This is a genomic window from Pseudomonas sp. EA_65y_Pfl2_P78, assembly GCF_963970495.1.
In the GTDB taxonomy this organism is placed as follows: Bacteria; Pseudomonadota; Gammaproteobacteria; order Pseudomonadales; family Pseudomonadaceae; genus Aquipseudomonas; species Aquipseudomonas baetica_A.
On sequence record NZ_CAXAON010000021.1, the window covers coordinates 68,710 to 95,307 of the forward strand.

Genomic DNA, 26,598 nt, shown 5'->3' on the forward strand with positions numbered 1-26,598 from the left:
GTCAGACGCCGGCGAAATGCACGACCAGTTTGACGATGGCAAACAGCGTCAGCGCAAACACTGCGGTGAACACAATCCCCAATATCACGAAATGACTGGGTTTGCCGTGGGTGAAGTCCCTTGCCCGGTTCTTGCCGCTCTGCACGCCGAACGCCGCTGCCATCACGCTGTGCAGCATCTGCCAGAAACTCGGCGGTTTGTTGTCGACTGGATCGTCCATAAATCCCTCGTCTGCCATGTGTGTCAGACAAGCATAGCCAACCGTTTCAAGGGCACCGCAAAAACCACTGTGGGAGCCCGCTCGCTCCCACAGAGTATTGCGTTGAAGCTGGATTAGTTGTCGTAGCCCAGATTCGGCGCCAGCCAGCGCTCCGTCACGCTCAGTTCCTGACCTTTGCGCGAGGTGTAGCTCTGCACCTGATCCTTGTCGACCTTGCCCACGGCGAAGTACTGCGCCTGCGGGTGGGCGAAATACCAGCCGCTGACCGCTGCCGCCGGGAACATCGCGTAGTGCTCGGTGAGGAATACACCGCTGCGCCCGGCGCGCATTTCGGCGGCTTCTGGGTCGAGCAGGGCGAACAATGCAGCTTTCTCGGTGTGATCCGGGCACGCCGGATAACCCGGCGCAGGACGAATGCCGGAGTATTGCTCTTTGATCAGCGCTTCGTTGTCGAGCACTTCATCCCGGGCATAGCCCCAGTGTTCTTTACGTACCTGTTGGTGCAGCCATTCAGCGCACGCCTCGGCCAAACGGTCGGCGAGTGCCTTGACCATGATCGAGTTGTAGTCGTCGCCGGCATCCTGATAAGCCTTGGCCACTTCTTCGGCGCCGATACCGGCGGTGGTGATGAAGCCACCGACATAGTCGATCACTTCGCTGTCCTTGGGCGCCACGAAGTCGGCCAGCGAGAAGTTCGGTTTGCCGTCGGTCTTGATGATCTGCTGACGCAGATGATGCAGCTTGGCCAATGGCTTGCCGTCATCGCCGTACAGCTCGATGTCGTCGTCATGCACCTGATTGGCTGGCCAGAAGCCGAACACCGCACGGGCACTGATCAGTTTCTCGTCGATCAGTTTGGCGAGCATTTCCTGAGCGTCTTTGTACAACGCTGTGGCGGCTTCACCGACCACTTCGTCTTCGAGGATGCGCGGGAACTTGCCGGCCAGATCCCAGGAGATGAAGAACGGCGTCCAGTCGATGTACTCGGCCAGTACCTTGAGGTCGATGTTCTCCAGCACTTTGCTGCCGGTGAAGGTCGGTTTGACCGGCTGGTAATTGGCCCAGTCGAACTGCGGTTTCTTCGCGATGGCGGCGGCGTAGCTCAGACGTTCGGTGCGGGCACTGCGGTTGGCGGTACGTTCGCGCACTTCGACGTATTCGGCTCGGGTTTTTTCAACGAAACCGGCCTTCAATTCCTTGGACAGCAACTGCGTTGCCACGCCGACCGCGCGGGAGGCGTCGGTCACGTAAACCACGGCGTCGTTGCTGTACTTGGGCTCGATCTTAACGGCAGTATGCGCTTTGGATGTGGTCGCGCCACCGATCATCAACGGCAAGTGGAAGTCCTGACGCTGCATTTCACGGGCAACGTGAACCATCTCATCCAGCGACGGGGTGATCAGGCCAGACAGCCCGATGATGTCGCACTTCTGCTCCTTGGCCACTTGCAGGATCTTTTCCGCCGGGACCATGACGCCGAGGTCGACGATGTCGTAGCCGTTGCAGCCAAGCACCACGCCAACGATGTTCTTGCCGATGTCGTGGACGTCGCCTTTCACCGTGGCCATGAGGATCTTGCCCTTGGCCTCAGGTTTGTCACCTTTTTCCAGTTCGATGAACGGGATCAGGTGCGCTACGGCCTGCTTCATTACACGGGCGGATTTGACCACCTGCGGCAGGAACATTTTGCCGGCACCGAACAGGTCGCCGACGATATTCATGCCCGACATCAGCGGGCCTTCGATCACTTCGATCGGGCGGGCGAATGACTGGCGCGATTGTTCGGTGTCTTCAACGATGTGTGTGGTGATGCCCTTGACGAGTGCGTGTTCCAGGCGCTTGTTGACGTCCCAGTTGCGCCACTCTTCGGTCTCGGCTTCCTTGACGCTGCCGTCGCCCTTGTATTTGTCAGCGATGGCGAGGAGGGCGTCGGTGCCTTCCGGTGTGCGGTTGAGCACCACGTCTTCGACCGCGTCGCGCAGTTCCTGCGGGATCTGGTCGTAGATTTCCAGCTGACCGGCGTTGACGATGCCCATGGTCAGGCCGGCGCGGATCGCGTACAGCAGGAACACCGAGTGAATCGCCTCACGCACCGGGTTGTTGCCGCGGAACGAGAACGACACGTTGGACACGCCGCCGGAGCTCAGGGCATACGGCAGTTCGTCGCGGATGTAGGCACAGGCATTGATGAAGTCCACAGCGTAGTTGTTGTGTTCTTCGATGCCGGTGGCCACGGCGAAGATGTTCGGGTCGAAGATGATGTCTTCCGGCGGGAAGCCGACTTCGTTGACCAGAATGTCGTAGGAGCGCTTGCAGATTTCTTTCTTGCGCGCTTCGGTGTCGGCCTGGCCGGCTTCGTCGAACGCCATCACCACCACGGCGGCGCCGTAGCGCTTGCACAGCCTGGCGTGATGGATGAACTGCTCGACGCCTTCTTTCATGCTGATCGAGTTGACGATGCCCTTGCCCTGAATGCATTTCAGGCCGGCTTCGATCACTTCCCATTTCGAGGAGTCGATCATGATCGGTACGCGGGAGATGTCCGGCTCGCCGGCAATCAGATTGAGGAAGGTCACCATGGCCTTCTTCGAATCGAGCATCCCTTCGTCCATGTTGATGTCGATCACCTGCGCGCCGGCCTCGACCTGCTGCAGGGCAACTTCCAGGGCTTCGGTGTAGTTGTCTTCGCGGATCAGACGGGCGAACTTGGCCGAACCTGTGATGTTGGTCCGCTCGCCGACGTTGACGAACAACGAGCTGCGATCGATGGTGAACGGCTCCAGGCCCGAGAGGCGGCAGGCCTTGGGAATATCCGGGATTTGTCGCGGCGCGTAACCGGCCACGGCGTTGGCAATGGCTTCGATGTGGCCCGGAGTGGTGCCGCAGCAGCCGCCGACAATATTGAGGAAGCCGCTTTGGGCGAATTCTTCAATGACTTTGGCGGTTTGCGACGGCAGTTCGTCGTACTCACCGAATTCGTTCGGCAGGCCGGCGTTCGGGTGCGCGGAAACGTGGGTGCTGGCCTTGTTCGACAGTTCTTCCAGATACGGACGCAATTCGCTGGCGCCAAGGGCGCAGTTCAGGCCCACCGAAATCGGCTTGGCGTGGGCCACGGAGTTCCAGAACGCTTCGGTGGTCTGGCCCGACAAGGTCCGGCCGGAGGCGTCGGTGATGGTCCCGGAAATCATGATAGGCAGTTCGAGGTGCAACTCTTCGAACACCCCTTGCACGGCGAAGATCGCCGCTTTGGCGTTGAGGGTGTCGAAGATGGTTTCGATCAGGATCAGGTCGGCGCCGCCCTCGATCAGGCCTTTGGTGGCCTCGGTGTAGTTCTCCACCAGCTCATCAAAGGTGACGTTGCGGTAGCCAGGGTTGTTGACGTCAGGCGACAGCGAGCAGGTGCGGCTGGTGGGGCCGAGCACGCCAGCGACGAAGCGCGGCTTGTCCGGGTTCTCCAGGGTCTTGGCGTCGGCGACTTTGCGCGCCAGGCGCGCGCCCTCTACGTTTAGTTCGTACGCCAGCTCTTCCATGCCGTAGTCGGCCATGGAGATGCGGGTGGCGTTGAAGGTGTTGGTTTCCAGAATGTCGGCGCCGGCATCCAGATAAGCCTTTTCGATGCCGCCGATGACGTCCGGACGGGTGATCACCAAGAGGTCGTTGTTGCCCTTGACGTCACTCGGCCAGTCCGCGAAGCGTTTGCCGCGATAATCCTGCTCTTCGAGCTTGTAGCTCTGGATCATCGTGCCCATACCGCCGTCGAGTATCAGGATGCGCTCTTTGAGGGCGTGCTTGAGAGCTTGAAGGCGGACGCTGCGATCGGACATTTGGACTACTCGGAAAGACCATTACGAAGGAGCGGGATCATAACAAACCTGTGCGCTTTTAGAGCATGTGGCGGTTTTGCATGAATATCGCTCATGTTGGTACGACCGTCATACTGTAGAATCTCAGCGTTTTTCTTCAGGATCGGGATCAGGGACATGTCGTACCGCGTCATCAGCATCGTTTTGCTGTTCTTGAGCTGGGGCGCTGCGGCGCAAGATCCCGCGCTTTCTTATACCCGTGATATCCAGCCGATTTTCACCGAGAAGTGCGTGGCCTGCCATGCGTGCTACGACTCCGCTTGTCAGCTCAACCTGGGCAGCGGCGAAGGCGCCGGGCGTGGCGCGAGCAAAATGCCGGTCTACGACGGCGAGCGCACTCAGGCGGCGCCAACTACCCGGTTGTTCTACGACGCTTTCGGCAAGCGCGCCTGGCAGCAAAAGGGTTTCTATTCGGTACTTGATGCACAGGGCAGTCAGGCGGCTTTGATGGCCCGCATGTTGGAGCTGGGGCACAAAACCCCGTTGACGCCGAACGCCAGACTGCCAGAAGAAATCGCCCTGGGCCTGAACCGGGAAAACATGTGCACCATGCCTGCCGAGTTCGAGGCGTACGCCGGTGCCCATCCGAAAGAAGGCATGCCGCTGGCGGTCACCGGTCTGACTGATCAGCAATACCAAACGCTGCAACGCTGGCTGGCGTCCGGCGCACCCATTGACGAACAGGGTCTGGCGCCCAGCAGCAAAGAAGCGATGCAGATTGTCCAGTGGGAAAATCTGCTCAACACGCCCGGAGCCCGGGAGAGTCTGGTCGGGCGCTGGCTGTACGAACACTGGTTCCTGGCGCACATCTATTTCAAGGACGGTGAGCCAGGGCACTACTTTCAGTGGGTGCGTTCGCGCACGCCAACCGGACAACCCATCGACCTGATTGCCACTCGTCGCCCGAATGACGATCCGGGGACTCAGGTGTATTACCGCTTGTGGCCGGTCCAAGGCGTGATCGTTCACAAAACGCACATCACCTACCCGCTGAGCGCGGCAAAAATGGCGCGGGTCAAAAGCCTGTTCTACAGCGGCAACTGGCAGGTCAACGCCTTGCCGGGTTACGGGCCGCAGAGCCGGGCCAATCCGTTCGCCACGTTCGAGGCCATTCCGGCGCAGGCGCGCTATCAGTTCATGCTCGATAACGCCGAGTATTTCGTCCGTACCTTTATACGTGGCCCGGTGTGCCGAGGGCAGATCGCGACCGACGTTATACGCGACAACTTCTGGGCGCTGTTCCAGGCTCCGGAACATGACCTGTACATCACCGATCCCAACTATCGTGGTCAGGCCACACCGTTGCTGGCCATGCCCGGGCAAAACGACGATGTCGGCAGCGTCCTGAGCCTTTGGCGCGACTACCGCAACAAACGTAACGAATACGAAGCCCTGCGCCGTGACAGTTACGCCGACCAGCCGGCGCCGAGCTGGTCGACGCTGTGGGCGGGCAACGACAATGCGTTGCTGAGCATCTTCCGCCACTTCGACAGCGCCTCGGTCACCAAAGGCCTGATCGGCGAGGTGCCGCAGACGATGTGGTTGTTCGACTATCCGTTGCTGGAGCGCACCTATTACCAGTTGGCGGTCAACTTCGATGTGTTCGGCAACGTTTCGCATCAGGCGCAAACCCGCCTGTATTTCGATCTAATCCGTAACGGCGCCGAGCAAAACTTCCTGCGCCTGATGCCCGCCGACTCCCGTGAGGATTACCTCGACGATTGGTATCAGAGCAGTGGCCAGTTCAAGATGTGGCTGGATTACGAGTCCATCGACGACGACAAGCCGACCGCGCTGAAACTCAACAAGAAAGACCCGAAACACGATTTCGCCATGCAGTTGCTGGCGCGTTATGGCGACCTCGACGCCCGACCTGACCCGATCAACCGTTGCGAGGGCGCCTATTGCTCACGCCCGAATATCGATCCGGCGCTGCAAAACGCCGAACAGGCGCTCAGTCGCCTGACATCGCGCCCCGCCGCCGGGTTGAAGGTGATCGACCAGTTGCCGGAAGCGACGATGTTGCGTATTGAAACTGCCAGTGGCAAACGCGAGGTCTATAGCCTGTTGCGCAATCGCGCGCACAGCAACGTGGCGTTCTTGCTCGGTGAGTCGCTGCGTTATCAGCCGGGCCTCGACACGATCACTCTTTACCCGGGCGTGCTCAGCAGTTATCCGAACTTCATCTTCAATATTCCCGCCGAGCAAGTGCCTGAGTTTGTCGATGCAATGGAAAACGCCAAAGACGCCAACCGCTTCGAAAAAATCGTCGAACGCTGGGGTATTCGCCGCAGTCATCCGCAGTTCTGGTTCTATTTTCACGACTTGAGCCAGTACCTCCACGAAACCGATCCGGTTGAAGAGGGGGTGCTGGACATGAATCGATACGAGAATCTCTGATCGGCCTTTGAGAAGGGCCTGCTGTCACAACCTTCAGCGGCAGCGCAATGCCTGTCGGATGTTTGTCGTCTGTGTTTTGGTAATCGGCGTCGGCTCCTGGTTGAGTTACCCATGGTTGGGAAAACGTGGCTACCGTTGGCTCAAGGCACGGACAGAAGGTCAGTCTGTCGAGAATCTTTCCCGACAAAAATACTAGGACTTTGTCCGGCGCAACGATTGGCGTAAACTGCGCCCAAGCCTGCGAGGAGTTTCCATGACCGCTATTACCATTACTGACGCCGCCCACGATTACCTGGCCGATCTGCTCTCCAAGCAGAACACCCCGGGAATCGGCATCCGCGTCTTCATCACCCAGCCTGGCACCCAGTACGCCGAAACGTGCATTGCCTACTGCAAGCCGGGCGAAGAAAAGCCGGAAGACACGGCGCTGGGGCTCAAAAGCTTCACCGCTTATATCGATTCGTTCAGCGAAGCGTTCCTGGACGACGCGGTCGTCGACTACGCCACCGACCGCATGGGTGGTCAACTGACCATCAAGGCGCCAAACGCCAAAGTGCCGATGGTCAACGCCGACAGCCCGGTCAACGAACGTATCAATTACTACCTGCAAACCGAGATCAACCCGGGGCTGGCCAGCCACGGCGGTCAGGTCAGCCTGATCGATGTAGTCGAAGACGGCATCGCCGTGCTGCAGTTCGGTGGTGGTTGTCAGGGTTGCGGTCAAGCGGATGTCACCCTGAAGGAAGGCATTGAGCGCACCTTGCTCGAGCGCATTCCAGAGCTCAAAGGCGTTCGTGACGTGACCGACCATACGCAGAAAGAAAACGCCTATTACTAAGGTGTTCGCTGCGAGCATGAAAAACGGCGCCCCGTGAGCGCCGTTTTTTATGCGTGATGTTCAAGAATGTCTTCAGGGGCGATACAAGTGCGCATGCCCGGCGCGATACAGCGAGGACTCACTGAATACCTCACTGCCCAGCACCCGCCCAACCAGAATCAACGCGGTGCGCCGAAACCCTTTGGCGGCGACCTTCTGGGCAATATCCCCCAGCGTTCCCACCACCCAGTCCTGATCCGGCCATGTCGCCCGGTGAATTACCGCGATCGGGCAGTCTTCGCCGTAATGCGGCAATAGTTCAGCAAGGATTTTCTCCAGATGATTGACCCCCAGATGGATCGCCATGGTCGCGCCATGTTGCGCCAGGCTTCCAAGTTCTTCGCCTGCGGGCATGGCAGTCTTGTCGGCATAACGGGTCAGTATGACGCTTTGCGACACGTCAGGCAGGGTCAGTTCTGCGCCTAACAACGCGGCGCATGCTGCGGTGGCCGTCACGCCGGGGATGATCTCGAAGGGAATATCCAGCTCGCGCAAATAACGAATCTGCTCGCCAATGGCGCCATACAGGCTCGGATCTCCCGAATGCACGCGTGCGACATCCTGGCCCTTGGCGTGCGCGGTTTTGATCAGTTCGATGATCTGCTCCAGATGCAATTCAGCGCTGTTGACCAGCGTCTGCGCCTGATGACCTTCCAGCACCGCTGCCGGTACCAACGAACCTGCATAGATGATCACCGGGCAATTGCGGATCAGCCGTTGGCCTTTGACGGTGATCAGTTCCGGGTCGCCGGGGCCGGCACCGATGAAGTAGACGGTCATGTAGGAATCCTGTGAAAAGCGCGGCGGGGCAATGCTTCAGATGAAGATTGCTCATGATCAAAGACGAGGATTATCGGGATTTTACGCAGCGCCAGCCAATGCCAATGTTGCCTGAGCGTATTTCTGCCGGGATATCAGCAGTTTTGCCGGTGCCTGAATCAACTGTTCAGCCAGCGCCAAAGCCGCGCTCTCTGCCACTCCATAGCAACCGGTGCGTTCGTAGGCGATCTGTGAATGGTGACTGAGCCGTTGCTGGTAATTGGCCAATTCTTCGCGGCTGAAGTAGCGCAATGGCAAGGCCAATTGTGCAGCAAGTTCCTGCAGCCCGGGTTCATCGCGTTTCAAATCGATACTGGCCAAGGCTTTGACCGCTCCAAGCTCGATGCGATGCGCTTGCAAGGCCTGATCGAGTAACGCGCGCAGCGTGCTGGCAGGGCAGCCGCGCTGGCAGCCCAGGCCGACCACTAAGGTCGGCGCTGCACTGTCTCGGGTCATGCGTGGTATTGGCCATCGCTTTTGCGGCGGAACAACCACGCACTGATCAGGCCAAGGGCCAGCCAGAACGCCACGTTGGTCAGCTGCGAAGCGATTTTGAACTGAGCTTCCAATGCTTCAGGGGCCAGCATCGAATGCACTTGTGGTTGTGGCGCGCCGATCACATGTGGCACCGCAAGGATCGCCACACCGAGGATCTTCATCAGCCAGTGACGGCTGAACGCTATCAGGGCGAGGCCGACCGCAGTAGAGGCGGCAGTGCCGATCCACCACGTCTGCCGTGAGGCCAGATCTGCGGCAGCGGTGCCCGGCAGCTCAGGCGGTAGGCCAAGGGTGGGGGCGAGTACGAACGTTGCGTAACCGGCCAGTCCCCAAAGCAGACCTTGCGAGGTTTTGGTCGGCGCACGCAGGGTGTAGAGCCCCGCGAGCATCAGGGCGAATCCCACGGCGACCACCAGATTGCCGCCGGTGGTCGAGACCACGCGCTGCCAGCCATCTTCCGGCTCCCAGGCTTCGCTATCGTGGGTGTGCGCAGCAGAGCCGGCGGCGTGTTCGTGGACTTGTGCCACCGGTTCGGATTTCTCGAAGGTTTCTGCCTGCAGAATCAGCGGCGAAACCCAGAAGCTTTGCAGCAGAGTGAGAAGCAGGGCGGCCAGCAGACCGCTGAAACCTGCCGTTTGTGCAATTCGCTTGATCATGTCGGCAGGCCTCAGTGGCACGGGAACGCGGCGCTGTGGCGGGTATCGTGGGCGGCGTTGTGCACGGCTTCGATGTGCGAGAAACCGGCGAAGTAGACGAGGCCCGCACCCACAATCGACGCGAAAACAGCGGCGGTCAGGCGTTGGCTCAGGGTGGTGGTGCTGGAGATTTTGTCCGTGTTGCTGCCGGTGCTGCTGATGATCGACATGGCGCTTCCCTCTGGAATGTCAGCGAGGCAGTCGAGCGCATGAAGCCCCGGCGTGCGAGTACGCAGGGGTTCGAACAGCGCCCGCCCACCGCGGGTTTGTTATGTTCAGCGACACAAAAGGTATGCGTGCTGTGTGTTGCGGGCCGGTCTCCGGGCTCACGAGGGGTTGGCGCTGGGCCCGACCTGCAAGCATCTCCTTCCCATGCCGTATCGGCACAGTGGATCTGATGCTTCGCTCGCTTACCGTTGCGGGGGCAGCACCGGACTGACATGGGCTTGAGTAAAGCACATGATTCACCGGTTTCCCGTTTCACCCTGTGAAGGGCACCCGTAACAAGTTGTGTAGGAGAGCATGGGTGGGGGATTTGAGTCAATTGGATGGGTTGGATATGCCCTCAAACCCAATCCCAATCCAAACATTGACCCATCAGCAAGCCATGCGTAGCCTTGTGCTTTCGAGGTTCTTCGGCACTGGCCGAAGCTAAGAAGGGAACGCGGTCAATGCCGCGGCTGCCCCCGCAACTGTGAACGGTGAAGTTCACTGCCACGCCACTGCCAGCCCTTGCACAAGGCGCCAGCGGGAAGGCGCAGTGAATGCCAGGCCCAGCGCCTGAACGCCGTCAGCCAGGAGACCTGCCTCGTCACAGTTTCTCACTACAACCGGGCGGGGTGATCCGGTGGCGAACGCTTCCGGCGCGCACGCGCGTTGCCGGTTCTCGTCCCGTATGCCCGCCACCTTGCCAAAGGGCATATCGATGAAAACACTGGCCAAACTCCCCGTCACCATCGTCACCGGCTTCCTCGGTTCGGGTAAAACCACGTTGTTGCGACACATGCTCGACAACGCACAGGGCCGTCGCATCGCGGTGATCGTCAATGAATTCGGTGAGTTGGGCATCGACGGTGAAATCCTCAAACAGTGCACCATCGGCTGCACCGAAGAAGAAGCCACCGGCCGCGTTTATGAACTGGCCAACGGTTGCCTGTGCTGCACGGTGCAGGAAGAGTTTTTCCCGGTGATGCGCGAACTGGTGGCCCGCCGCGGCGACCTCGACCACATTCTCATCGAAACTTCGGGCCTGGCCCTGCCAAAACCGCTGGTACAAGCCTTTCAGTGGCCGGAAATCCGCAGCGCCTGCACCGTTGATGCGGTGATCACCGTGGTCGACAGCCCGGCCGTGGCCGCTGGCACTTTTGCTGCGTTCCCGGATCAGGTCGATGCCCAGCGCAAACTCGATCCGAACCTGGATCACGAGTCGCCCTTGCACGAACTGTTCGCCGACCAACTGGCCAGCGCCGATCTGGTGATCCTCAACAAGGCCGACCAGACCAGCCCTGAAGATCTGGCCCGGGTGCGCCTCGAAGTCGCCGAAGAGCTGCCGCCAGCGGTGAAGATCATCGAGGCCAGCAACGGTCGCGTGCCGTTGGACGTGCTGATCGGTCTGGGGGCAGGCTCTGAAGAGCATATCGACAGCCGCCACAGCCATCACGATCATCACCACGACGGTGATGACGACCACGATGACCACGATCACGACGCCTTCGATTCGATCTCCATCGAACTGCCGCAAGCCGACGAAAGCCTGCTGCTCGATGCGCTGACGCAACTGGTGGTCCAGCACGGTATCCTGCGCGTCAAGGGTTTCGCGGCGATACCGAACAAACCGATGCGTTTGCTGATTCAAGGCGTGGGCACGCGTTTCGACAAGCATTTCGACCGGCAGTGGGGCGCCGATGAAGCGCGCGTCACCCGTCTGGTACTGATCGGTCAGGAACTCGACGCCACTCAACTCGAAGCGCAACTTCGCGCCGCACTCAGCGTTTAAGCCATGCACCTGCTCAGGACCCAGCCCGGCGGTTTCGTGTCGGATGACAACATTGCCGACCTTGGGCAAACCCCCGCCGAACTGGTGATCCTGTGCAGCGGCGACTCCAGCCTGGCGTTGCTCGCCGAAGCGGCGCAGCAATTGCCCGAGGATTATCCGAGCCTGCGCCTGGCCAACCCGATGCAGGTGCAGAATCACGCCTCGGTCGATCTGTATGTCGATGAAGTGTTGCGCCATGCCAAGGTGATTCTGATCTCGCTGCACGGAGGCATTGCCTATTGGCGCTACGGTGTCGAGCGTCTGGTCGAGCTGGCCGAGCGTGGTGTGCAGGTGATTATGGTGCCGGGCTGCGATCGCCCCGACCCGGAACTCAGTGAGCTGAGCACCGTCGGCGCGGTCGACCGCGACCGGCTCTGGCAGTTCTTGCGACAGGGCGGCATGGGCAATGCGCTGGATTTCTTTCATTGTCTGGCCAACCGCTGGCTCGCACGCGATTACGCCTGGGCCGAGCCGCAACCCCTGCCGCGCACAGCGATTTACCATCCGCATAAAAACGCCGCCGCACTGAGTGACTGGCAACAAGCCGATTGGCTGGCCGATCAACCGGTTGCGGCGGTGCTGTTTTACCGCTCGCATTTGCAAGCGGCGAACACCGCGTTCATCGATGTTTTCTGTCAGCGCTTGCAGGCAGCGGGACTCAATCCGCTGCCTATAGCGGTGGCCAGTCTGAAAGAACCCGGCTGCCTGTCGATGGTCGAGGATTGGCTGGATGAAGTTGAGGCAGGGGTGATTCTCAACACCACCGGTTTCGCTCAGTCGAGCCCGGAAGCGCCGCATCTGCGGCCGTTTCGCCGCAACATCCCGGTGATCCAGGCGATCTGTGCCCAGGACAACGAACCAGGCTGGCGCGACAGCGAGCAAGGCCTCGGGCCACGGGACCTGGCAATGCACATTGCGTTGCCGGAACTCGACGGACGCATCATCAGCCGCCCGATCAGTTTCAAGGATCTGGCCTGGCGCAGCGAGCGTAGCCAATCCGATGTGGTCTGCTACCGGGCGCAACCCGAGCGCATGGATTTTGTCGCCGAACTGGCGCGCCGCTGGATTGATCTCGCGCGGGTACCGAACACCGAGAAGCGCATTGCGCTGATCCTCGCCAACTACCCGACCCGCGACGGGCGTATCGGTAACGGCGTTGGCCTCGACACGCCGGCAGCCGCGCTGAATATTCTTCGAGCGTTGCAGGCTGAGGGTTATCCGATAACCGCCGAGCTGCCGGACAGCGGCACTGAGTTGATCCAGCAGTTGCTCGGTGGAGTCAGCAATGACCTCGACACGATTGACCAGCGTCCATGCCTGCAAAGTCTGGCGATGGACGATTACATGACAATGTTCAACGCGCTGCCCGAAGCCAATCGTGCCGCGGTGGTTGAGCGTTGGGGGGCGCCGCAAAAAGACCCGATGTGCCGTGACGGGCGAATGATGATCGCCGGCCTGCGCTTTGGCCTGACCTTCATCGGCATCCAGCCGGCGCGGGGGTATCAGGTTGATCCGAGTGCGGTGTACCACGACCCGGATCTGGTGCCGCCACACGGTTATCTGGCCTTCTATTTCTGGCTGCGCAACACGTACAGCGCCCACGGCGTGATTCACGTCGGCAAGCACGGCAACCTCGAATGGTTGCCGGGCAAAGGCGTCGGGCTCTCGGAGAATTGCTGGCCGGACGCGTTGCTCGGGCCACTGCCGAATATCTATCCGTTTATCGTCAATGACCCGGGCGAGGGCGCTCAAGCCAAACGGCGTACACAAGCGGTGATCATCGATCATCTGATGCCACCGCTGACCCGCGCCGAAACCTATGGCCCGCTGCGTAATCTGGAGCTGTTGGCGGACGAATATTACGAGGCGCAACTGCTCGATCCGCGTCGTGCCCGTGAGTTGCAGCGCGACATTCTGCAATTGGTGCGCGACACGCAAATTGATCGCGAACTGCAACTGGACACGGCGCTGGACAGCGATGCCGACGCGGCAATCTGGCTGCCGCGTCTGGACACTTATTTGTGCGATTTGAAGGAATCGCAGATCCGCGATGGCCTGCACATCTTCGGCGAGTCGCCAACCGGGCGTTTGCGCATCGATACGTTGTTGGCGCTGCTGCGCATTCCACGCGGTGACGGCAAAGGTGCGCAGTCGAGCCTGCTGCGGGCGTTGGCCAAGGCATTTGAACTGGGTTTTGATCCGTTGGACTGTGCATTGGCCGATCCGTGGGTTGGTCCGCGTCCAGAGCAACTGCAACAGGTCAGCAATGACGTCTGGCGCACCGCCGGCGATACCCGCGAACGCCTCGAACTGTTGGCCACAGAACTGATCTCCCAAACACTGCAAATCGCCTGTTGGAGCGGGCTTGCTCGCGAAGGTGTCGTGTCGGCCAACACTGCTTGCACTGACACACCGCTTTGGCGAGCAAGCTCGCTCCCACAGGGACCGGGTGGGTCTGACGTGAATGCGATTATCCAGGCGCTGCACGAAGTGGTCGCTCCGCGCCTGGACGCCTGCGGCCCGGCGGAAATGCGCGGCCTGCTCGATGCCTTGAGCGGGCGCTTCGTCCCCGCCGGCCCGAGCGGCGCGCCAAGTCGAGGCCGGCTCGACGTGCTGCCGACCGGGCGCAACTTCTACTCGGTCGATGTGCGCAACCTGCCGACCACCACCGCGTGGCGCATCGGGTTCCAGTCCGCGACACTGATTCTCGAACGACATTTGCAGGATCACGGTGACCACCTGCGTCAGCTCGGCCTGTCGGTGTGGGGCACCGCGACCATGCGTACCGGTGGCGACGACATCGCCCAGGCCATGGCGCTGATGGGGGTGCGGCCGGTGTGGGCCACGGGCAGTCAGCGGGTCGATGATTTCGAGATCCTGCCGCTGAGTCTGCTGGATCGCCCTCGGGTTGACGTGACACTGCGGGTGTCCGGGTTTTTCCGCGATGCGTTTGCCAACCTGATCCGCTTGTTCGACGCGGCGGTGCAAGCGGTGGCAGCGCTGGATGAACCGGACGATCTCAATCCTTTGGCGGCCAAAGTGCGCGCCGAACGCGAAGCCCTGTTGCAATCGGGCCTCGATGAAGACGCTGCACGGCGCCAGGCCGGTTGGCGTATTTTCGGGGCCAAGCCCGGCGCTTACGGCGCAGGCGTGCAGGGCGCCATCGACGGTCGTCTGTGGCAGACCCGCGAGGATCTGGCCGAGGTTTATGTGAACTGGGGGGCTTATGCCTATGGTGGCTCCGACGAAGGCACCGCAGCTCGCGAACAATTCGTTCAGCGTTTGAGTCAGGTGCAAGCGGTATTGCAGAACCAGGACAACCGCGAGCACGACTTGCTCGATTCCAACGATTATTACCAGTTCCAGGGCGGCATGCTCGCTGCCGTGGAAAGCCTGCGCGGCGAAGCAGCGGCGAGTTATCACGGCGATCATAGTCAGCCGGATCTGCCGAAGATCCGCACCTTGAAGGAGGAGCTCAACCGGGTGATCCGCTCGCGGGCAGCGAACCCGAAATGGATCGACGGGGTCAAACGCCACGGCTATAAAGGCGCGTTTGAAATGGCGGCGACCGTGGATAACCTGTTTGCCTTCGACGCGACGACGCAATTGATCGACGATCATCAATACGCATTGCTGGCCGATGCTTATCTGCTTGATCCGGCCACCCGGGATTTTGTTCGCGAGCATAATCCCCACGCACTGCGCGACATGACCGAGCGCATGCTCGAAGCGCAACAGCGGGGGATGTGGCAGGCGCCGGGCGCCTATAAAGAGGCTCTCGAAAATCTGCTGCTGGACATAGAAGAAGACACCTGATGCAGCTCATTTCAAATGTGGAAGCATTTCACCGACCATGACCGAGTACTGATAATGACCGACACCCCGCATTTCCCACTCTCCGCCGTGGTCGGCGCCGATGATTTGAAACTCGCCCTGTGCCTCACCGCCATCGACCCGAAAATCGGTGGTGTGCTGATCGAAGGCCCACGCGGCATGGCCAAGTCCACCCTGGCCCGTGGCCTTGCGGATCTGCTCGCCAGCGGCCAGTTCATCACGCTTCCGCTGGGCGCCACCGAAGAACGTCTGGTCGGTACTCTCGATCTCGACGCGGCCCTGAGCGATGGCCGGGCTCAGTTTTCCCCCGGGGTGCTGGCCAAGGCTGACGGCGGCGTGCTGTACGTCGATGAAGTGAACCTTTTGCCCGATCATTTGGTGGATCTGCTGCTCGACGTCGCGGCCAGCGGCACCAACCTGATCGAGCGCGACGGCATCTCCCATCGGCATTCGGCGAAGTTCGTCCTGATTGGCACCATGAACCCGGAGGAGGGTGAGTTGCGCCCGCAACTGCTCGACCGCTTCGGCTTGAACGTTGCCCTTAGCGGCCACACCGCACCGACCGAGCGCGGTCAGATCATCCGTCGGCGACTGGATTTCGACAGCGACCCACACGCGTTCTGCGCTCTGTGGGAAACCGCGCAGCAAGCCCTTCGCGAGCGCTGTGAAACCGCCCGCAGCACCTTGGCCGGCATTCCTCTGGATGATGCGGCACTGGCGCAAATCACCGAGCGCTGCTTTGTCGCTGGCGTCGATGGTCTGCGTGCCGACCTCGTGTGGTTGCGCGCAGCCCGGGCCCATGCCGCATGGCGCGGCGCCACGGCCATCGCCGAGGAGGACATCGACGCGGTGGCGGAATTTGCCTTGCGCCACCGTCGTCGTGAACAAGGCCCGTCGAGTTCTCAGCAACAAGCCGCGCAATCGCCGTCAAACGCGCAGGCCAACCCGGACGAAGGGCAGGGCCAGTGGGGCGACATGCAGGCACCAGCGCTCGCCACCGGCAGCCGTCGCGAAGTGCCGAGCTGGCCAAAAAAGATGTAGGCATTCGCCCCCGATCCGACGCGGGGGCGAATGCCAGACCCCGCGCCGGACAACTCGACAACGGACGCCAGGGTAAACGTCATGCGGCTCGCAGTGGCTCGGTCAACTGGCCGGGCACGTTGCTCAATGGTCGTCCGCAAAAACGTGAAGATCTGCTGTTTCAACTGCGCACCCGTTTACCCCAGGAATTGTGGCTGGTGATCGTCGATGCCTCGGCCTCGACCCGCCGTCATAACGCACTGAGCGATGCCAAGGGCCTGCTCGCGCAACTGTTCGACGACGCCTATCGCCAGCGTGCGCGGCTGGCGTTGCTGACCGCCAGTGGTGCGGTGCCCAAATGGCAGGTACAAGGGCTGAAGGCCTCAAGCGGTTTGCGTGTCTGGCTGGATGGGTTGGGCGCGGGGGGCGGGACGCCGTTGCTCGCGGCGTTGACGCAGGCGCAGCAGTGGCTGACGATGCGGGGCAAGCGCTTTCCTGTCGAGCAACAGCGTTTGCTGGTGGTGACGGATGGGCGTTTGAGGGCGTGGACCGGGTTGCCGGCGCTGGACTGTCCGGGGCTGTTGATCGATATCGAGCGCGGACCGATCCGTTTGGGCCGGGCGAAGGATCTGGCAGGGACGCTGGGGGCGGAGTATCGGCATATCGATGACCTCTGAAACCTGCAGCGGCTGACAAGGCCACTCGGCTTCAGATCTGCCGACATAATTCGAACCACTGCTCTATGCTCCAACCCAGCCCAATCACAAGGAGTGAGCGATGCGAATGCTGGTCACCAACCCTGAGGACGATTTTCGCGTCAAGGCTTACGCCGGCACCAACGGCGTGCTGCTGGCAATGGACCTCGCCGAGCCACGTCGCCAAGGCCTGCTCGGGTTTGCCATCGAAAAGCAGCAGGGCGACAAGCCTTGGCTGTTTCTCTTCAACAGCCTGACCTTCCCCGGCAAAGCCCACACGTTTGCGCAGTTTCACGCCACCCCCAGCGATAAGGCGCCGCTGCAAAAATTTCGCTGGGCCGATTACGCGGTCAATCCGGGGATGACGATTCACTATCGCGTTCACCTGGCTTATGGCACGCCGGATGCGCCGCAACTGGGCGAGTCGCTCGAGTTGACCATTACTTCAGACGATGGTCATCCGGCCAACCAGCGTGTGATTTTCAATCGCGCGGTGGCCGCCAGTCAGGCCTTCCAGCGCAAGTTTCCCGATCTCGATGCGCAACTTAGCGCTAACAAGAACATGCCCATCGAAGCCTGGCCCGATGCGGCACGGCAATGGCTGGAAAACGGCTTGCTCGGGCGCTTGCTGGGGTTTATCGCGCGCGCCACCGATGGTGAGTGGGCGCTGGACATCGCGATTTATGAATACCAACTGCAAGCCATCGTCGATGCCGTGAACGCTGCGTTCGAACGGGGCGTGCGGGTGCGAGTGCTGTATCACGCCCGCCCCGATGACGACGACACCACTCTCAACGAGGCGAGTCTTGCGAAGCTGCCGGCGACGAGTAAACGTGGGCGGGTCACCCACAATATCTTTCACAACAAATTCATCGTCCTCAGCCGTGTCGATGCCGCGGGTCAACGCCAGCCGCAGGCAGTGCTGTGCGGCAGCACCAATTTCACCGCCAACGGTGTTTATCGTCAGGCCAATGTTGTGCATGTGCTCGATGAGGTGGCGGTCAGCACCCGCTATCTGCAAACCTTCGAGGAAGTCTGGGCGACACCGGCAGATGTCGGCGCGACCCGTGCGTGGATCACCGAACACAACCCGATGGACGCCACGCAGCCGCTGTTCACCGGTTTCTCGCCGCGCACGGGCGGTGCGGATTTGAGCGAGTTCGTCGAGATCATCGAGTCGGCGAAGAAGGACGTGTTGTTCGTCACCGCCTTCGCGTTGCCTGACGCGATCCTCAATGCCTTGCTTGGCCAACCCCATGACGACATCCTGCGCTTCGGCCTGCAAAACACGACCAGCCGCATCACCGGGTTCCATGCCGATCGTAGTGCCGAATTCGCCGCCACGGCGTTACTCAACACCGGTTTGGAGGGTTGGCTACGCGAAAACATGAAAGGCCAGAAGGGCAATCTGTTGGTGCACACCAAAGTGGTGTTGACTGACTTCACCACTGACACGCCGACCCTCATCAGCGGCAGCCATAACCTCAGCGCCTCGGCCAGCAACGGCAATGACGAAAACTACCTGATCATTCGCGGCGATACCGATCTGGCGGATCGTTATGGGTTGGAGTTGCTGCGGTTCTACGAGCATTACCGGTTTCGTTATTTCGCGAAGAAACTGGCATTGAAGCAGGTGCGGCCGTTGGCGGTGGATGACAGTTGGGCTAACGATTATTACGTCCAAGGGGATTTGCGTGAGTTGTCGCGCCTGCGATTTGCCGGGCGCTAAGTCGTTGTTATTGAGGCCGTTCGAAACGACGTATTTTTCAAGAAATACAGATTTTGAAATGATTTCAGGCTGTAAGAAAAGTGACTCCAGGCTGTACGCTCCAAATCCTTTTTTCATGCAGGATTTACATGAACACCCTCTCGGAACCTCCCAGTTACAGCTTCCCCTCGCGCCACGGCGCGGTCTTGACGCACTCGCAGTATCCAGTCTTCCGACTCCCGACTATCGTTGATAACGCAGCCATTGAGCTTTCGCGTTGCGCCTTGCCGTGTCCGGCAGCCTGAATTCACTGAAGAGAGACAGAGACGTTTTATGGAATGGTTAGCGGATCCCACGGCCTGGTTAGGCTTGTTGACTTTGATCGTGCTGGAACTGGTGCTGGGTATCGACAACCTGGTGTTCATCGCAATCCTTGCGGACAAACTGCCGCCGCATCAGCGTGATCGTGCACGCATTATTGGTCTGTCGTTGGCGTTGATCATGCGCCTGGGCTTGCTGGCGAGTATTTCCTGGCTGGTCACGCTCACGCAGCCGTTGTTCGAGGTGTTTGACAAGAGCTTCTCCGGCCGTGACTTGATCATGCTGTTCGGTGGCGTGTTCCTGTTGTTCAAAGCCACGATGGAGTTGCACGAGCGTCTTGAAGGCCATGTCGGCGAACGTTCGACGAATACTGCTTATGCGCTGTTCTGGCCGATCGTTGCGCAGATCGTCGTGCTCGACGCGGTGTTCTCTCTGGACGCGGTGATTACCGCGGTGGGCATGGTCGATGAGCTGGCGGTGATGATGATCGCGGTGATCATTTCCATCGGCCTGATGATTGTTGCGAGCAAGCCGCTGACACGCTTCGTCAACGCACACCCGACGGTGATCATGCTGTGTCTGGGCTTTCTGATGATGATCGGTTTTGCCTTGACCGCTGAAGGTCTGGGCTTCCACATCCCGAAAGGCTACCTCTACGCCGCCATTGGTTTCTCGATCCTGATCGAGGTGTTCAACCAGATCGCACGGGCTCGCCGCAAGCGTTCGATGCAGGGGCTGCGTCCGATGCGTGAGCGCACCGCGCATGCGGTATTGCGTTTGCTGGGTGGACGTAAATTGGCGGTGGAGGAGGTCGGCGAGGAAATCTCTGACCTGCTGGACGATGGCGACGCACCAGGCGCCGAGCTGTTCGACCGACGTGAACGGGTGATGATCAGCGGCGTGCTGCAATTGGCCGAACGGCCGATCCGTGGCCTGATGACCGTGCGCGCCGACGTTGACACCATTGATTTGGCCGACGATGCCGATGCGATTCGCACGAAGTTGATGCACTCGTCCTACTCGCGCCTGCCGCTGATCCGCGATGGCGTGGTGGATGAGCCGCTGGGCTTCGTGCACAAGAAGGAGCTGCTCAAGGAGTACCTGGCCGGTACTGAGCCAAACCTGGAACACCTGGCGCGCAAGACCATCAACCTGCTCGACAGCTATTCGATCCTCAATGCGCTGGAACAGATGCGCGCCGCGTCGACCCACATTGCCTTTGTGGTCAACGAATTCGGCGATTTTGTGGGGGTGTTGACCATGACCGACATTCTCGAGTCGATTGCCGGCGAGCTGCCTGATGCCAGCGAAGTCGAAGGGCCAGATGTGGTGGAAGAGCAGGGTGGCTTCATCGTCAGTGGTGCATTGAACCTGGCGCGCGTGCGCCAGCGCACCGGTTTCGGTGCCGAACCGACCGAGGATTATCAGACGGTTGCCGGTTTGGTGATGAGCTTGCTGGATCGGCTGCCGATGATTGGTGATCGCCTGGAATATGAAGGCTGGCAGATGACCGTCAAGGCTGTTGAGGAACGGCGAGTGACGCGGGTGTTGCTGGTGCGCGAGTCGGCGTAATAGCAACGTATTACGCTGACTTTACCGGCCTCTTCGCGAGCAAACCCGCTCCCACAGGTTACTGCGGCGCAGGGGGCGGGTTATTTGCGATCCAGCCACACGGTCTGCGCATTGCAGAACTCGCGCACGCCGAAGTGCGACAGCTCGCGACCGAAACCACTCTTCTTCACGCCGCCGAAGGTCACGCGTGGATCGCTGGCGGAGTAACCGTTGATGAACACGCCGCCGGTGTCCAGTTCGCTGGTCAGTTGCTGGGCCAGTTGCACGTTGGCGGTGTAGATCGTTGCGGTCAGGCCGAACTCGCTGTCGTTCGCCAGCGCCACGGCATGGGCACAATCGCGGGCGGTGATGATCGAGGCGACCGGGCCGAACAGTTCCTGTTTGAACGAGGTCATGCGGTCGGTGACATCCGCCAGCACGGTGGGCTGGTAATAGTTGCCCACACCCTCAGACTTGCCGCCGCCCAGCAGCAACGTCGCGCCTTCTTCGAGAGTGTCGCGTACTTGTTGATCCAGTTCGTCGCGCAGATCGAAACGCGCCATCGGGCCGATGTACGTGTCAGCCGCCAACGGATCGCCCACCTTCAACGTGCGTGTGGCTTCGACGAATTTGCGGGTGAATTCTTCAACGACGCCTTCTTCGATGATCAGCCGTTTGGCGGCGGCGCAGACCTGGCCGGAGTTCTGGTAGCGACCGATGACGGCGGCTTGTACGGCTTCGTCCAGATCCGCATCGTTGAGCACGATGAATGGGTCGGAGCCGCCCAGTTCCAGTACGCATTTTTTCAACGCGGCCCCGGCCTGAGCACCGATGGCCATGCCGGCGCGGACGCTGCCGGTCAGGGTGACGGCGGCAATGCGTGGGTCGGCGATGGCGGTGGAAACGCCTTCGGGGGTGACGTTGATCACTTCAAACACGCCGTCGGCAAATCCGGCACGGGTGAAAGCGTCGCGCAACAGATAGGCGCTGCCCATCACGTTCGGCGCATGTTTGAGCACATAAGTGTTGCCGGCGATCAGCGCCGGTACCGCGCCGCGCAGCACTTGCCAGATCGGGAAGTTCCATGGCATCACCGCCAGGATCGGGCCGAGCGGGCGATATTCGATACGCGCTTTGCCGCCTTCTACCTGGGTCGGTTCAGCGTCGAGCATGGCCGGGCCGTGTTCGGCGTACCACTCGCAGAGCTTGGCGCATTTTTCAATTTCACCGCGGGCCTGGGCGATAGGCTTGCCCATTTCCAGGGTGATCATGGTCGCCATGGCTTCGGCGCCTTCACGCAGCGCAGCGGCCAGGGCGGTCAGGGCGCGAGAGCGATCTTGCAGTGGCTTGCGTTTCCACTTGCCGAAGCCGTAAGCGGCGCGGGTCAGTGCGGCGTCGAGTGCTTCTGCGGACTCAAAGGCGTAATGGCCGATCTGCTCGCCGGTGGCGGGGTTGATCGAGATAGCGTGGGTCTGGCTGGAAATCTGGCTCATGGCGTTGTCCTGCGTGTTCAGTGGATGGGCCTAGAGTAGGGTGGTGTTTGTTTTCTGGAAACTGAATAATAAAGATCGTTTCTTTCACGATTGGAGAATGACTGTGGATCTGGTGCAGCTGGAAATCTTCAAAGCCGTTGCCGAACACGGCAGCATCAGCGCCGCCGCTGCGCAGATTCATCGCGTGCCGTCGAACCTGACCACGCGGATCAAGCAGCTTGAGCAGGATCTGGGCGTCGATCTGTTCATTCGCGAGAAAAGCCGCTTGCGCCTGTCACCGGCCGGGTGGAGTTTTCTCGAATATGCGCGGCGCATTCTTGATTTGGTTCAAGAGGCACGGGCCACCGTCGCCGGTGAGGAACCGCAGGGCGCTTTCCCCTTGGGCTCACTGGAAAGCACCGCCGCCGTACGAATCCCCGAACTGCTCGCGGCCTACAACCAGCTTCATCCGAAAGTCGACCTGGACCTGTCCACCGGCCCGTCCGGGACGATGATTGAAGGCGTGCTGTCCGGTCGACTCGCCGCCGCTTTTGTCGACGGCCCTGTGTTGCATCCCGCGCTGGAGGGTGTGCCCGCGTTCGAGGAAGAAATGGTCATCATTGCGCCGCTCAATCACCCCCCGGTCGAACGCGCAGCGGATGTGAATGGCGAGAACATCTATGCCTTCCGATCCAACTGCTCCTATCGCCATCACTTCGAAAAATGGTTCAGCACCGACGCTGCCGTGCCCGGCAAGATCTTCGAGATGGAGTCCTATCACGGCATGCTCGCCTGCGTCAGCGCCGGCGCCGGCCTGGCCCTGATGCCGCGCAAAATGCTGCAAAGCATGCCCGGTAGCGCGACGGTCAGTGTCTGGCCGCTGGCGGCGGATTTTCGCTACCTGACCACTTGGCTGGTGTGGCGACGGGGCACGGTGTCGCGCAGTTTGAGTATGTTTGTACGCTTGTTGGAGGAGCGCGGTGTGGTACGTGCGGGGGAGTGATTGACCCCTTTTCGTCACGGCGTACCGTTTCGACCACGCAGTCAATAGCCGGGGTGTTGGCTCAAACAGTGGTGCCACGCCTAATCGTCGGCCAGCCGAAAACAGAGGGCGGCGGGGGCTGGCGTGGGTTGTTCAGAACGACAGCCGAGGCCCCAGGTAGGCGTTGGCGCTTTCGATGTCGTCGTCGCCCAATGCGCCGACGTCAGCCGCCAGACGCAGCTTGGCCAGCAGGTAGCGCAACTTGGCTTCGAACAGGTCGCGACGAGCGGTGAAAATCTGTTCCTGGGCGTTGAGAATGTCGATGTTGGTGCTGCTGCCTGCCAGGAAGCCTTTCTTTGACGACAGCAGCGAGCGCTCGCTGGAGCTGACGGCTTTTTCCAATGCATGAATGCGCGCTTCACCGCTTTGCACACCGCGAAATTCCCGGGTTGTGCCGGAGATGATTTCTTCGCGTGTTGCATTCAGATCCTCTTGCGCCTGGTCTCGCGTGGCGACGCTTTGCCGGGCCCGGGCACTGACGTATCCGCCGCTGTACAGCGGAATGTTGAGCTCTACTCCGGCCGAGGTGTAGCGGTTGCGCTGATTCTGGGTGGACAGGGTTTCGCTGTCGGCGGCGGTGTAGCCCAGCACCAGATCGAGGGTTGGCCAGTGACCGGCCTTGGCTTTGGCCACTTCTTCATCGGCGGTGTTGACGTTCAAGCGCCGGGCGCGGATCGACGGGTTGTCGGTGCCGGCGCGGATGATCCACGCCTGCAGGTTGTCCGGCTGCAGCGGCGGGGTGGGGAAGGTCTCCTGCAATGTGGCGATCTGGTCGGGTGCTTCACCGACGTACTCTTGCAACTGGCGCCTGGCGACGACCAGGCTGTCCTCGGCCTCGATCAGTTCGGCCTGAGCGAGATCACGTCTGGCCACCGCGTCATCGACATCGGTCACGGTGCCGTCCCCCAACTGCCGTCGGCGCTGAGTCGAGGCCACTTGCTCATTCAGTGCGCTGAGTTTGGCATTGGCCAGTTTGGCGGTTTCATGGGCCAGCAGCACGTCGAAGTAACGCCCGGCCAGGCGCACCGCCGAATCCTGTGCCTTGCTGTCGAACACCGCGTTGCCATAGTCGGCCTGATACTGGCCCTGGCGGTACTCGGCCATTTTCTGTTTGTTGAACAGTGGCTGGCGCAGTTGCAGGGTGGCACCGCGCGAGGCGTAGTTCAGATCGTTGGTGTGGCTGTTGCCGTAAAAGTCCGGCTGTTTTTGCGTGCCGTTGATGTGGTTGTCGAACGCGGTGATGCCGATTTTCGGCAGCAGGCCGGATTTGCCGATGGCGCGGTTTTCCTGGGCGGCATCCCTTTCGTGACCGGCAGACAGGAAGGTCGGGCCCTGAAACTGCATCAGATTCCACGACTCGCGCAGGTCCAGTGCCGTTGCCGATTGCGCCAGTCCTAGCAGCGCAGCAACCCCGATCACCCGCCCGATGCCGTCCACTTCATTGCTCCTTGAATGCGCTATTGACGCGGTCGAGCAATGGCTTGAGCAGGTAACTCAGCATATTGCGCTCGCCGGTCTTGATGGTCACCGAGGCGGGCATGCCCGCACGAATGTGATTGCTGCCCAGCATGGCCATCCCGGCCTCCGTCACTTCGATCTGCGCCAGGTAATAGGGTTGTTTGTTGTCTTCGCTCATCAAGCGGTCGGCAGAAATGGTCTGCACCTTCCCCGGGATGTTGGGCGTCTGCACATGGTTGAACGCGGGAAACGAAATCATCACCGGCAGCCCCGGGTTCATGCGGTCGATGGCTTGCACCGGAATCATCGCGTCGATTTGCAGCGGCTCATGGGCGGGGACGATTTCCATGATCTTGAAGCCTGACGCAATCACCCCGCCGACCGTCGACACGTTCAGGCCCTGAACCACGCCGTCGATGGGCGAGCGAATGACCGTGTGTTGCACTTGATAATCCAAGGCTTGCAAGCGATCGGTGAGGGCGCTGTTCTCCTTCTGCACATCGGCCAGCAGCGACTGCACTTCTTTGCGGTAGTCGTACTCGCGCTGAAAGATGCGCAACTTGATGTCGGCGGCCTGGCCTCGAGCGCGGGCGATGTTGTTCAGGTTATCGGCCTGTGAGGCGTTCAGGTCGGAACCGGTGCGCTCCAGTTCCAGCATGCGATTGCGCGGTACATAGCCTTCGGCGGCGAGTTGGCGCACGCCCACCAGTTCCTGATTGAGGAAACCGATCTGTGATGAGCGGGCGTTGTAGACGCGTTGCAATCCTTTGACCTGGGCGTCGGCGGAATTGAGTGACTCACGCAGGATGTCCATTTCACCGGCCAGACTGGCGCGGCGTGTGGCGAACAGGTGGCGTTGCAGGCAGCAGCGGCTCCAACAGCCTGATCGGTGATAACGCAAACAACGTGCTGATGGGGCTTGGAGGTAACGACACGCTCGTTGGCGGTGGTGGCAACGACACCCTGGTGGGCGGCGCGAACCGTGACACCTTGACCGGCGGGACCGGTAACGACATGTTTGTGTTCACCTCTACGGGCGATTCAGGGACGTCCACCTTGAGTCGAGACGTCATTACCGACTTTACCCAGGGAGAGGATCACATCGACCTGTCACAAATAGATGCGCGTACCTCCGGCGGCGGATCTGGTGGAAACCAGGATTTCACGTTCCTCGGTGAGTGGAATGGCGCGGGCAGTGAGTTCAACAACCAGGCGCAATTGAAATACCACTACGTCAGTGTCAGCGGTGTTGATCACACTTATGTGGAGGGCAATGTCAACAATGGCAACGGTGCTGACTTCCAGATCGATCTGGTCGGGCATGTTGCGCTGACAGCGAGTGACTTTATCGGCGTGGTTTGATTCATTCATGTAATAAGAGCGCCCCGCCAGGATCGGGGCGTTTTTATAGCTGTAAATTGCTCATTTGCGCGCTTCAAAAGTATGACCATTTCATTGGGTTAGTGTTGTAAATGGGAATGTCTTGCTATTGTCTCGTCAAGTTAACACTGAATGGATCCAATAAAACCTGAGAAGTTGCGTGTGAATAAAGCAGGCTAGCTGGCGTGGGCATTACAGGGAAGTTGTTGATTAATGAGTCGTTAAGTGATGCTGCCGTTTGTCGGTAGTTCGCCCGAAAATTGAACATTCAAGCATTATGAACCTCAGATTATTCAGGACGTCACCCTTGGCGGCCGCTGCAATCGCAGAAAAAAAAGTGGACTCCGAACCTCATGTACATTCAGTGCAAATGGGGGTTTTTTATCTGAAATTCAGGATGCATAGTTGTTGTTCTATTGGTGCGTAAGTTGAGTGAATAGGTGATTGATGCCGCCGATTCTAAGGGTTTGGTGTGAGCGAAGTTAGAAAGTTATTGGCAGAATTTAGTCTGTTTTGTGGCTGACCTGAACAGCTGATTAAGTTGGAGAGTATGATCGTGACAATAAATACAATGATGAGCCTGCGGCGTTTTTCAAGGTTGTTGTCGCGTCGCCGTCTAACTATGCCGCTCTTTTCTCGGTCTGCTGCTGCCGATCCGGGTTCAACATCACAGTGCCCATCGGCTCCCAGTTTCTTGTCTGGCCAGACCA

19 protein-coding genes, 1 pseudogene and 2 riboswitches are annotated in these 26,598 nt (G+C 60.2%); of the genes and pseudogenes, 10 read left to right on the forward strand and 10 right to left on the reverse strand.

From position 1 onward, the window contains the following. Position 1: 1 nt before the first annotated feature. Positions 2 to 220 (reverse strand): DUF2970 domain-containing protein, encoded by a 219-nt coding sequence (locus AACY02_RS16870; RefSeq protein ID WP_221732738.1) that lies wholly within the window; start codon positions 218 to 220, stop codon positions 2 to 4. A 113-nt stretch (positions 221 to 333) separates the two neighbouring features. Then, entirely contained in the window at positions 334 to 4,044 is a 3,711-nt protein-coding gene (metH, locus tag AACY02_RS16875) for a methionine synthase (RefSeq protein WP_339432924.1), read from the reverse strand. A gap of 156 nt (positions 4,045 to 4,200) precedes the next feature. Between metH and AACY02_RS16880 the strand changes: the two genes are divergently transcribed. After that, entirely contained in the window at positions 4,201 to 6,483 is a 2,283-nt protein-coding gene (locus tag AACY02_RS16880; protein WP_339432925.1) for a fatty acid cis/trans isomerase, read from the forward strand. Positions 6,484 to 6,736: 253 nt separating this feature from the next. After that, entirely contained in the window at positions 6,737 to 7,321 is a 585-nt protein-coding gene (gene nfuA, locus AACY02_RS16885) for a Fe-S biogenesis protein NfuA (RefSeq protein WP_003225494.1), read from the forward strand. A gap of 72 nt (positions 7,322 to 7,393) precedes the next feature. On the opposite strand, the gene cobM is transcribed toward nfuA, so the two are convergent. From cobM to AACY02_RS16905, 4 genes are all read right to left on the reverse strand, one after another. Next, positions 7,394 to 8,140: a precorrin-4 C(11)-methyltransferase gene (gene cobM / locus AACY02_RS16890; RefSeq protein ID WP_339432926.1), complete on the reverse strand. Its 747-nt coding sequence runs from the start codon at positions 8,138 to 8,140 to the stop codon at positions 7,394 to 7,396. Positions 8,141 to 8,221: 81 nt separating this feature from the next. Beyond that, positions 8,222 to 8,635: a cobalamin biosynthesis protein gene (locus AACY02_RS16895; RefSeq protein WP_339432927.1), complete on the reverse strand. Its 414-nt coding sequence runs from the start codon at positions 8,633 to 8,635 to the stop codon at positions 8,222 to 8,224. Further along, complete coding sequence (locus AACY02_RS16900) at positions 8,632 to 9,333, reverse strand: CbtA family protein (protein ID WP_339432928.1); 702 nt, start codon at positions 9,331 to 9,333, stop codon at positions 8,632 to 8,634. The genes AACY02_RS16895 and AACY02_RS16900 overlap by 4 nt, the downstream gene beginning before the upstream one ends. Positions 9,334 to 9,344: 11 nt before the next feature. Continuing rightward, positions 9,345 to 9,542, reverse strand: coding sequence for a CbtB domain-containing protein (locus AACY02_RS16905; protein WP_339432929.1), 198 nt, complete (start codon positions 9,540 to 9,542; stop codon positions 9,345 to 9,347). 124 nt (positions 9,543 to 9,666) lie between these two features. Beyond that, positions 9,667 to 9,889, reverse strand: a riboswitch (cobalamin riboswitch). 94 nt (positions 9,890 to 9,983) lie between these two features. Continuing rightward, positions 9,984 to 10,197: riboswitch (cobalamin riboswitch) on the forward strand. 100 nt (positions 10,198 to 10,297) lie between these two features. Between AACY02_RS16905 and cobW the strand changes: the two genes are divergently transcribed. The 6 genes from cobW (at position 10,298) to AACY02_RS16935 (ending at position 20,557) form a co-directional block, all read left to right on the forward strand. Continuing rightward, complete coding sequence (gene cobW, locus AACY02_RS16910; protein WP_339432930.1) at positions 10,298 to 11,368, forward strand: cobalamin biosynthesis protein CobW; 1,071 nt, start codon at positions 10,298 to 10,300, stop codon at positions 11,366 to 11,368. A 3-nt stretch (positions 11,369 to 11,371) separates the two neighbouring features. After that, positions 11,372 to 15,223 (forward strand): cobaltochelatase subunit CobN, encoded by a 3,852-nt coding sequence (cobN, locus tag AACY02_RS16915; RefSeq protein ID WP_339432931.1) that lies wholly within the window; start codon positions 11,372 to 11,374, stop codon positions 15,221 to 15,223. A gap of 54 nt (positions 15,224 to 15,277) precedes the next feature. Next, positions 15,278 to 16,282, forward strand: a complete 1,005-nt coding sequence (locus tag AACY02_RS16920; protein ID WP_339432932.1) for an ATP-binding protein — start codon at positions 15,278 to 15,280, stop codon at positions 16,280 to 16,282. Then, positions 16,207 to 16,938 (forward strand): vWA domain-containing protein, encoded by a 732-nt coding sequence (locus tag AACY02_RS16925; RefSeq protein WP_339432933.1) that lies wholly within the window; start codon positions 16,207 to 16,209, stop codon positions 16,936 to 16,938. Before AACY02_RS16920 ends, AACY02_RS16925 begins: the two co-directional genes overlap by 76 nt. 100 nt (positions 16,939 to 17,038) lie before the next feature. Then, on the forward strand, positions 17,039 to 18,685 hold the full coding sequence (locus tag AACY02_RS16930) for a phospholipase D-like domain-containing protein (protein WP_339432934.1): 1,647 nt from the start codon (positions 17,039 to 17,041) through the stop codon (positions 18,683 to 18,685). Positions 18,686 to 18,997: 312 nt separating this feature from the next. Continuing rightward, complete coding sequence (locus tag AACY02_RS16935; RefSeq protein ID WP_339432935.1) at positions 18,998 to 20,557, forward strand: TerC family protein; 1,560 nt, start codon at positions 18,998 to 19,000, stop codon at positions 20,555 to 20,557. Positions 20,558 to 20,637: 80 nt separating this feature from the next. Here the strand turns inward: AACY02_RS16935 and AACY02_RS16940 are convergent, their stop codons facing one another. After that, positions 20,638 to 22,029: an aldehyde dehydrogenase family protein gene (locus AACY02_RS16940; protein ID WP_339432936.1), complete on the reverse strand. Its 1,392-nt coding sequence runs from the start codon at positions 22,027 to 22,029 to the stop codon at positions 20,638 to 20,640. Between the two features lie 103 nt (positions 22,030 to 22,132). Here AACY02_RS16940 and ptrR point away from each other — a divergent pair, with 103 nt between their 5' ends. Next, on the forward strand, positions 22,133 to 23,011 hold the full coding sequence (gene ptrR / locus AACY02_RS16945; protein ID WP_221732771.1) for a putrescine utilization regulator PtrR: 879 nt from the start codon (positions 22,133 to 22,135) through the stop codon (positions 23,009 to 23,011). Positions 23,012 to 23,143: 132 nt separating this feature from the next. On the opposite strand, the gene AACY02_RS16950 is transcribed toward ptrR, so the two are convergent. Next, the gene (locus AACY02_RS16950) at positions 23,144 to 24,478 is read right to left on the reverse strand and encodes a TolC family outer membrane protein (RefSeq protein ID WP_339432938.1); all 1,335 of its coding nucleotides are present in this window, start codon (positions 24,476 to 24,478) and stop codon (positions 23,144 to 23,146) included. A gap of 10 nt (positions 24,479 to 24,488) precedes the next feature. Continuing rightward, a pseudogene (locus AACY02_RS16955) lies at positions 24,489 to 25,370 on the reverse strand (HlyD family type I secretion periplasmic adaptor subunit); the annotation flags it as partial. 44 nt (positions 25,371 to 25,414) lie between these two features. On the opposite strand from AACY02_RS16955, the gene AACY02_RS16960 reads away from it, so the two are divergent. Beyond that, positions 25,415 to 25,870, forward strand: coding sequence for a M10 family metallopeptidase C-terminal domain-containing protein (locus AACY02_RS16960; protein ID WP_339432937.1), 456 nt, complete (start codon positions 25,415 to 25,417; stop codon positions 25,868 to 25,870). Positions 25,871 to 26,347: 477 nt separating this feature from the next. Here the strand turns inward: AACY02_RS16960 and AACY02_RS16965 are convergent. Further along, positions 26,348 to 26,598, reverse strand: a 251-nt coding sequence (locus AACY02_RS16965; RefSeq protein ID WP_339432939.1) for a hypothetical protein, incomplete at its 5' end; no start/stop codon positions are given.

What these genes read in the sequence shown, in the direction of transcription:
- AACY02_RS16870 (WP_221732738.1), bottom strand. Translation starts at nt 220, where the DNA reads ATGGACGATCCAGTCGACAACAAACCGCCGAGTTTCTGGCAGATGCTG.
- metH (WP_339432924.1), bottom strand. Translation starts at nt 4,044, where the DNA reads ATGTCCGATCGCAGCGTCCGCCTTCAAGCTCTCAAGCACGCCCTCAAA.
- AACY02_RS16880 (WP_339432925.1), top strand. Translation starts at nt 4,201, where the DNA reads ATGTCGTACCGCGTCATCAGCATCGTTTTGCTGTTCTTGAGCTGGGGC.
- nfuA (WP_003225494.1), top strand. Translation starts at nt 6,737, where the DNA reads ATGACCGCTATTACCATTACTGACGCCGCCCACGATTACCTGGCCGAT.
- cobM (WP_339432926.1), bottom strand. Translation starts at nt 8,140, where the DNA reads ATGACCGTCTACTTCATCGGTGCCGGCCCCGGCGACCCGGAACTGATC.
- AACY02_RS16895 (WP_339432927.1), bottom strand. Translation starts at nt 8,635, where the DNA reads ATGACCCGAGACAGTGCAGCGCCGACCTTAGTGGTCGGCCTGGGCTGC.
- AACY02_RS16900 (WP_339432928.1), bottom strand. Translation starts at nt 9,333, where the DNA reads ATGATCAAGCGAATTGCACAAACGGCAGGTTTCAGCGGTCTGCTGGCC.
- AACY02_RS16905 (WP_339432929.1), bottom strand. Translation starts at nt 9,542, where the DNA reads ATGTCGATCATCAGCAGCACCGGCAGCAACACGGACAAAATCTCCAGC.
- cobW (WP_339432930.1), top strand. Translation starts at nt 10,298, where the DNA reads ATGAAAACACTGGCCAAACTCCCCGTCACCATCGTCACCGGCTTCCTC.
- cobN (WP_339432931.1), top strand. Translation starts at nt 11,372, where the DNA reads ATGCACCTGCTCAGGACCCAGCCCGGCGGTTTCGTGTCGGATGACAAC.
- AACY02_RS16920 (WP_339432932.1), top strand. Translation starts at nt 15,278, where the DNA reads ATGACCGACACCCCGCATTTCCCACTCTCCGCCGTGGTCGGCGCCGAT.
- AACY02_RS16930 (WP_339432934.1), top strand. Translation starts at nt 17,039, where the DNA reads ATGCGAATGCTGGTCACCAACCCTGAGGACGATTTTCGCGTCAAGGCT.
- AACY02_RS16935 (WP_339432935.1), top strand. Translation starts at nt 18,998, where the DNA reads ATGGAATGGTTAGCGGATCCCACGGCCTGGTTAGGCTTGTTGACTTTG.
- AACY02_RS16940 (WP_339432936.1), bottom strand. Translation starts at nt 22,029, where the DNA reads ATGAGCCAGATTTCCAGCCAGACCCACGCTATCTCGATCAACCCCGCC.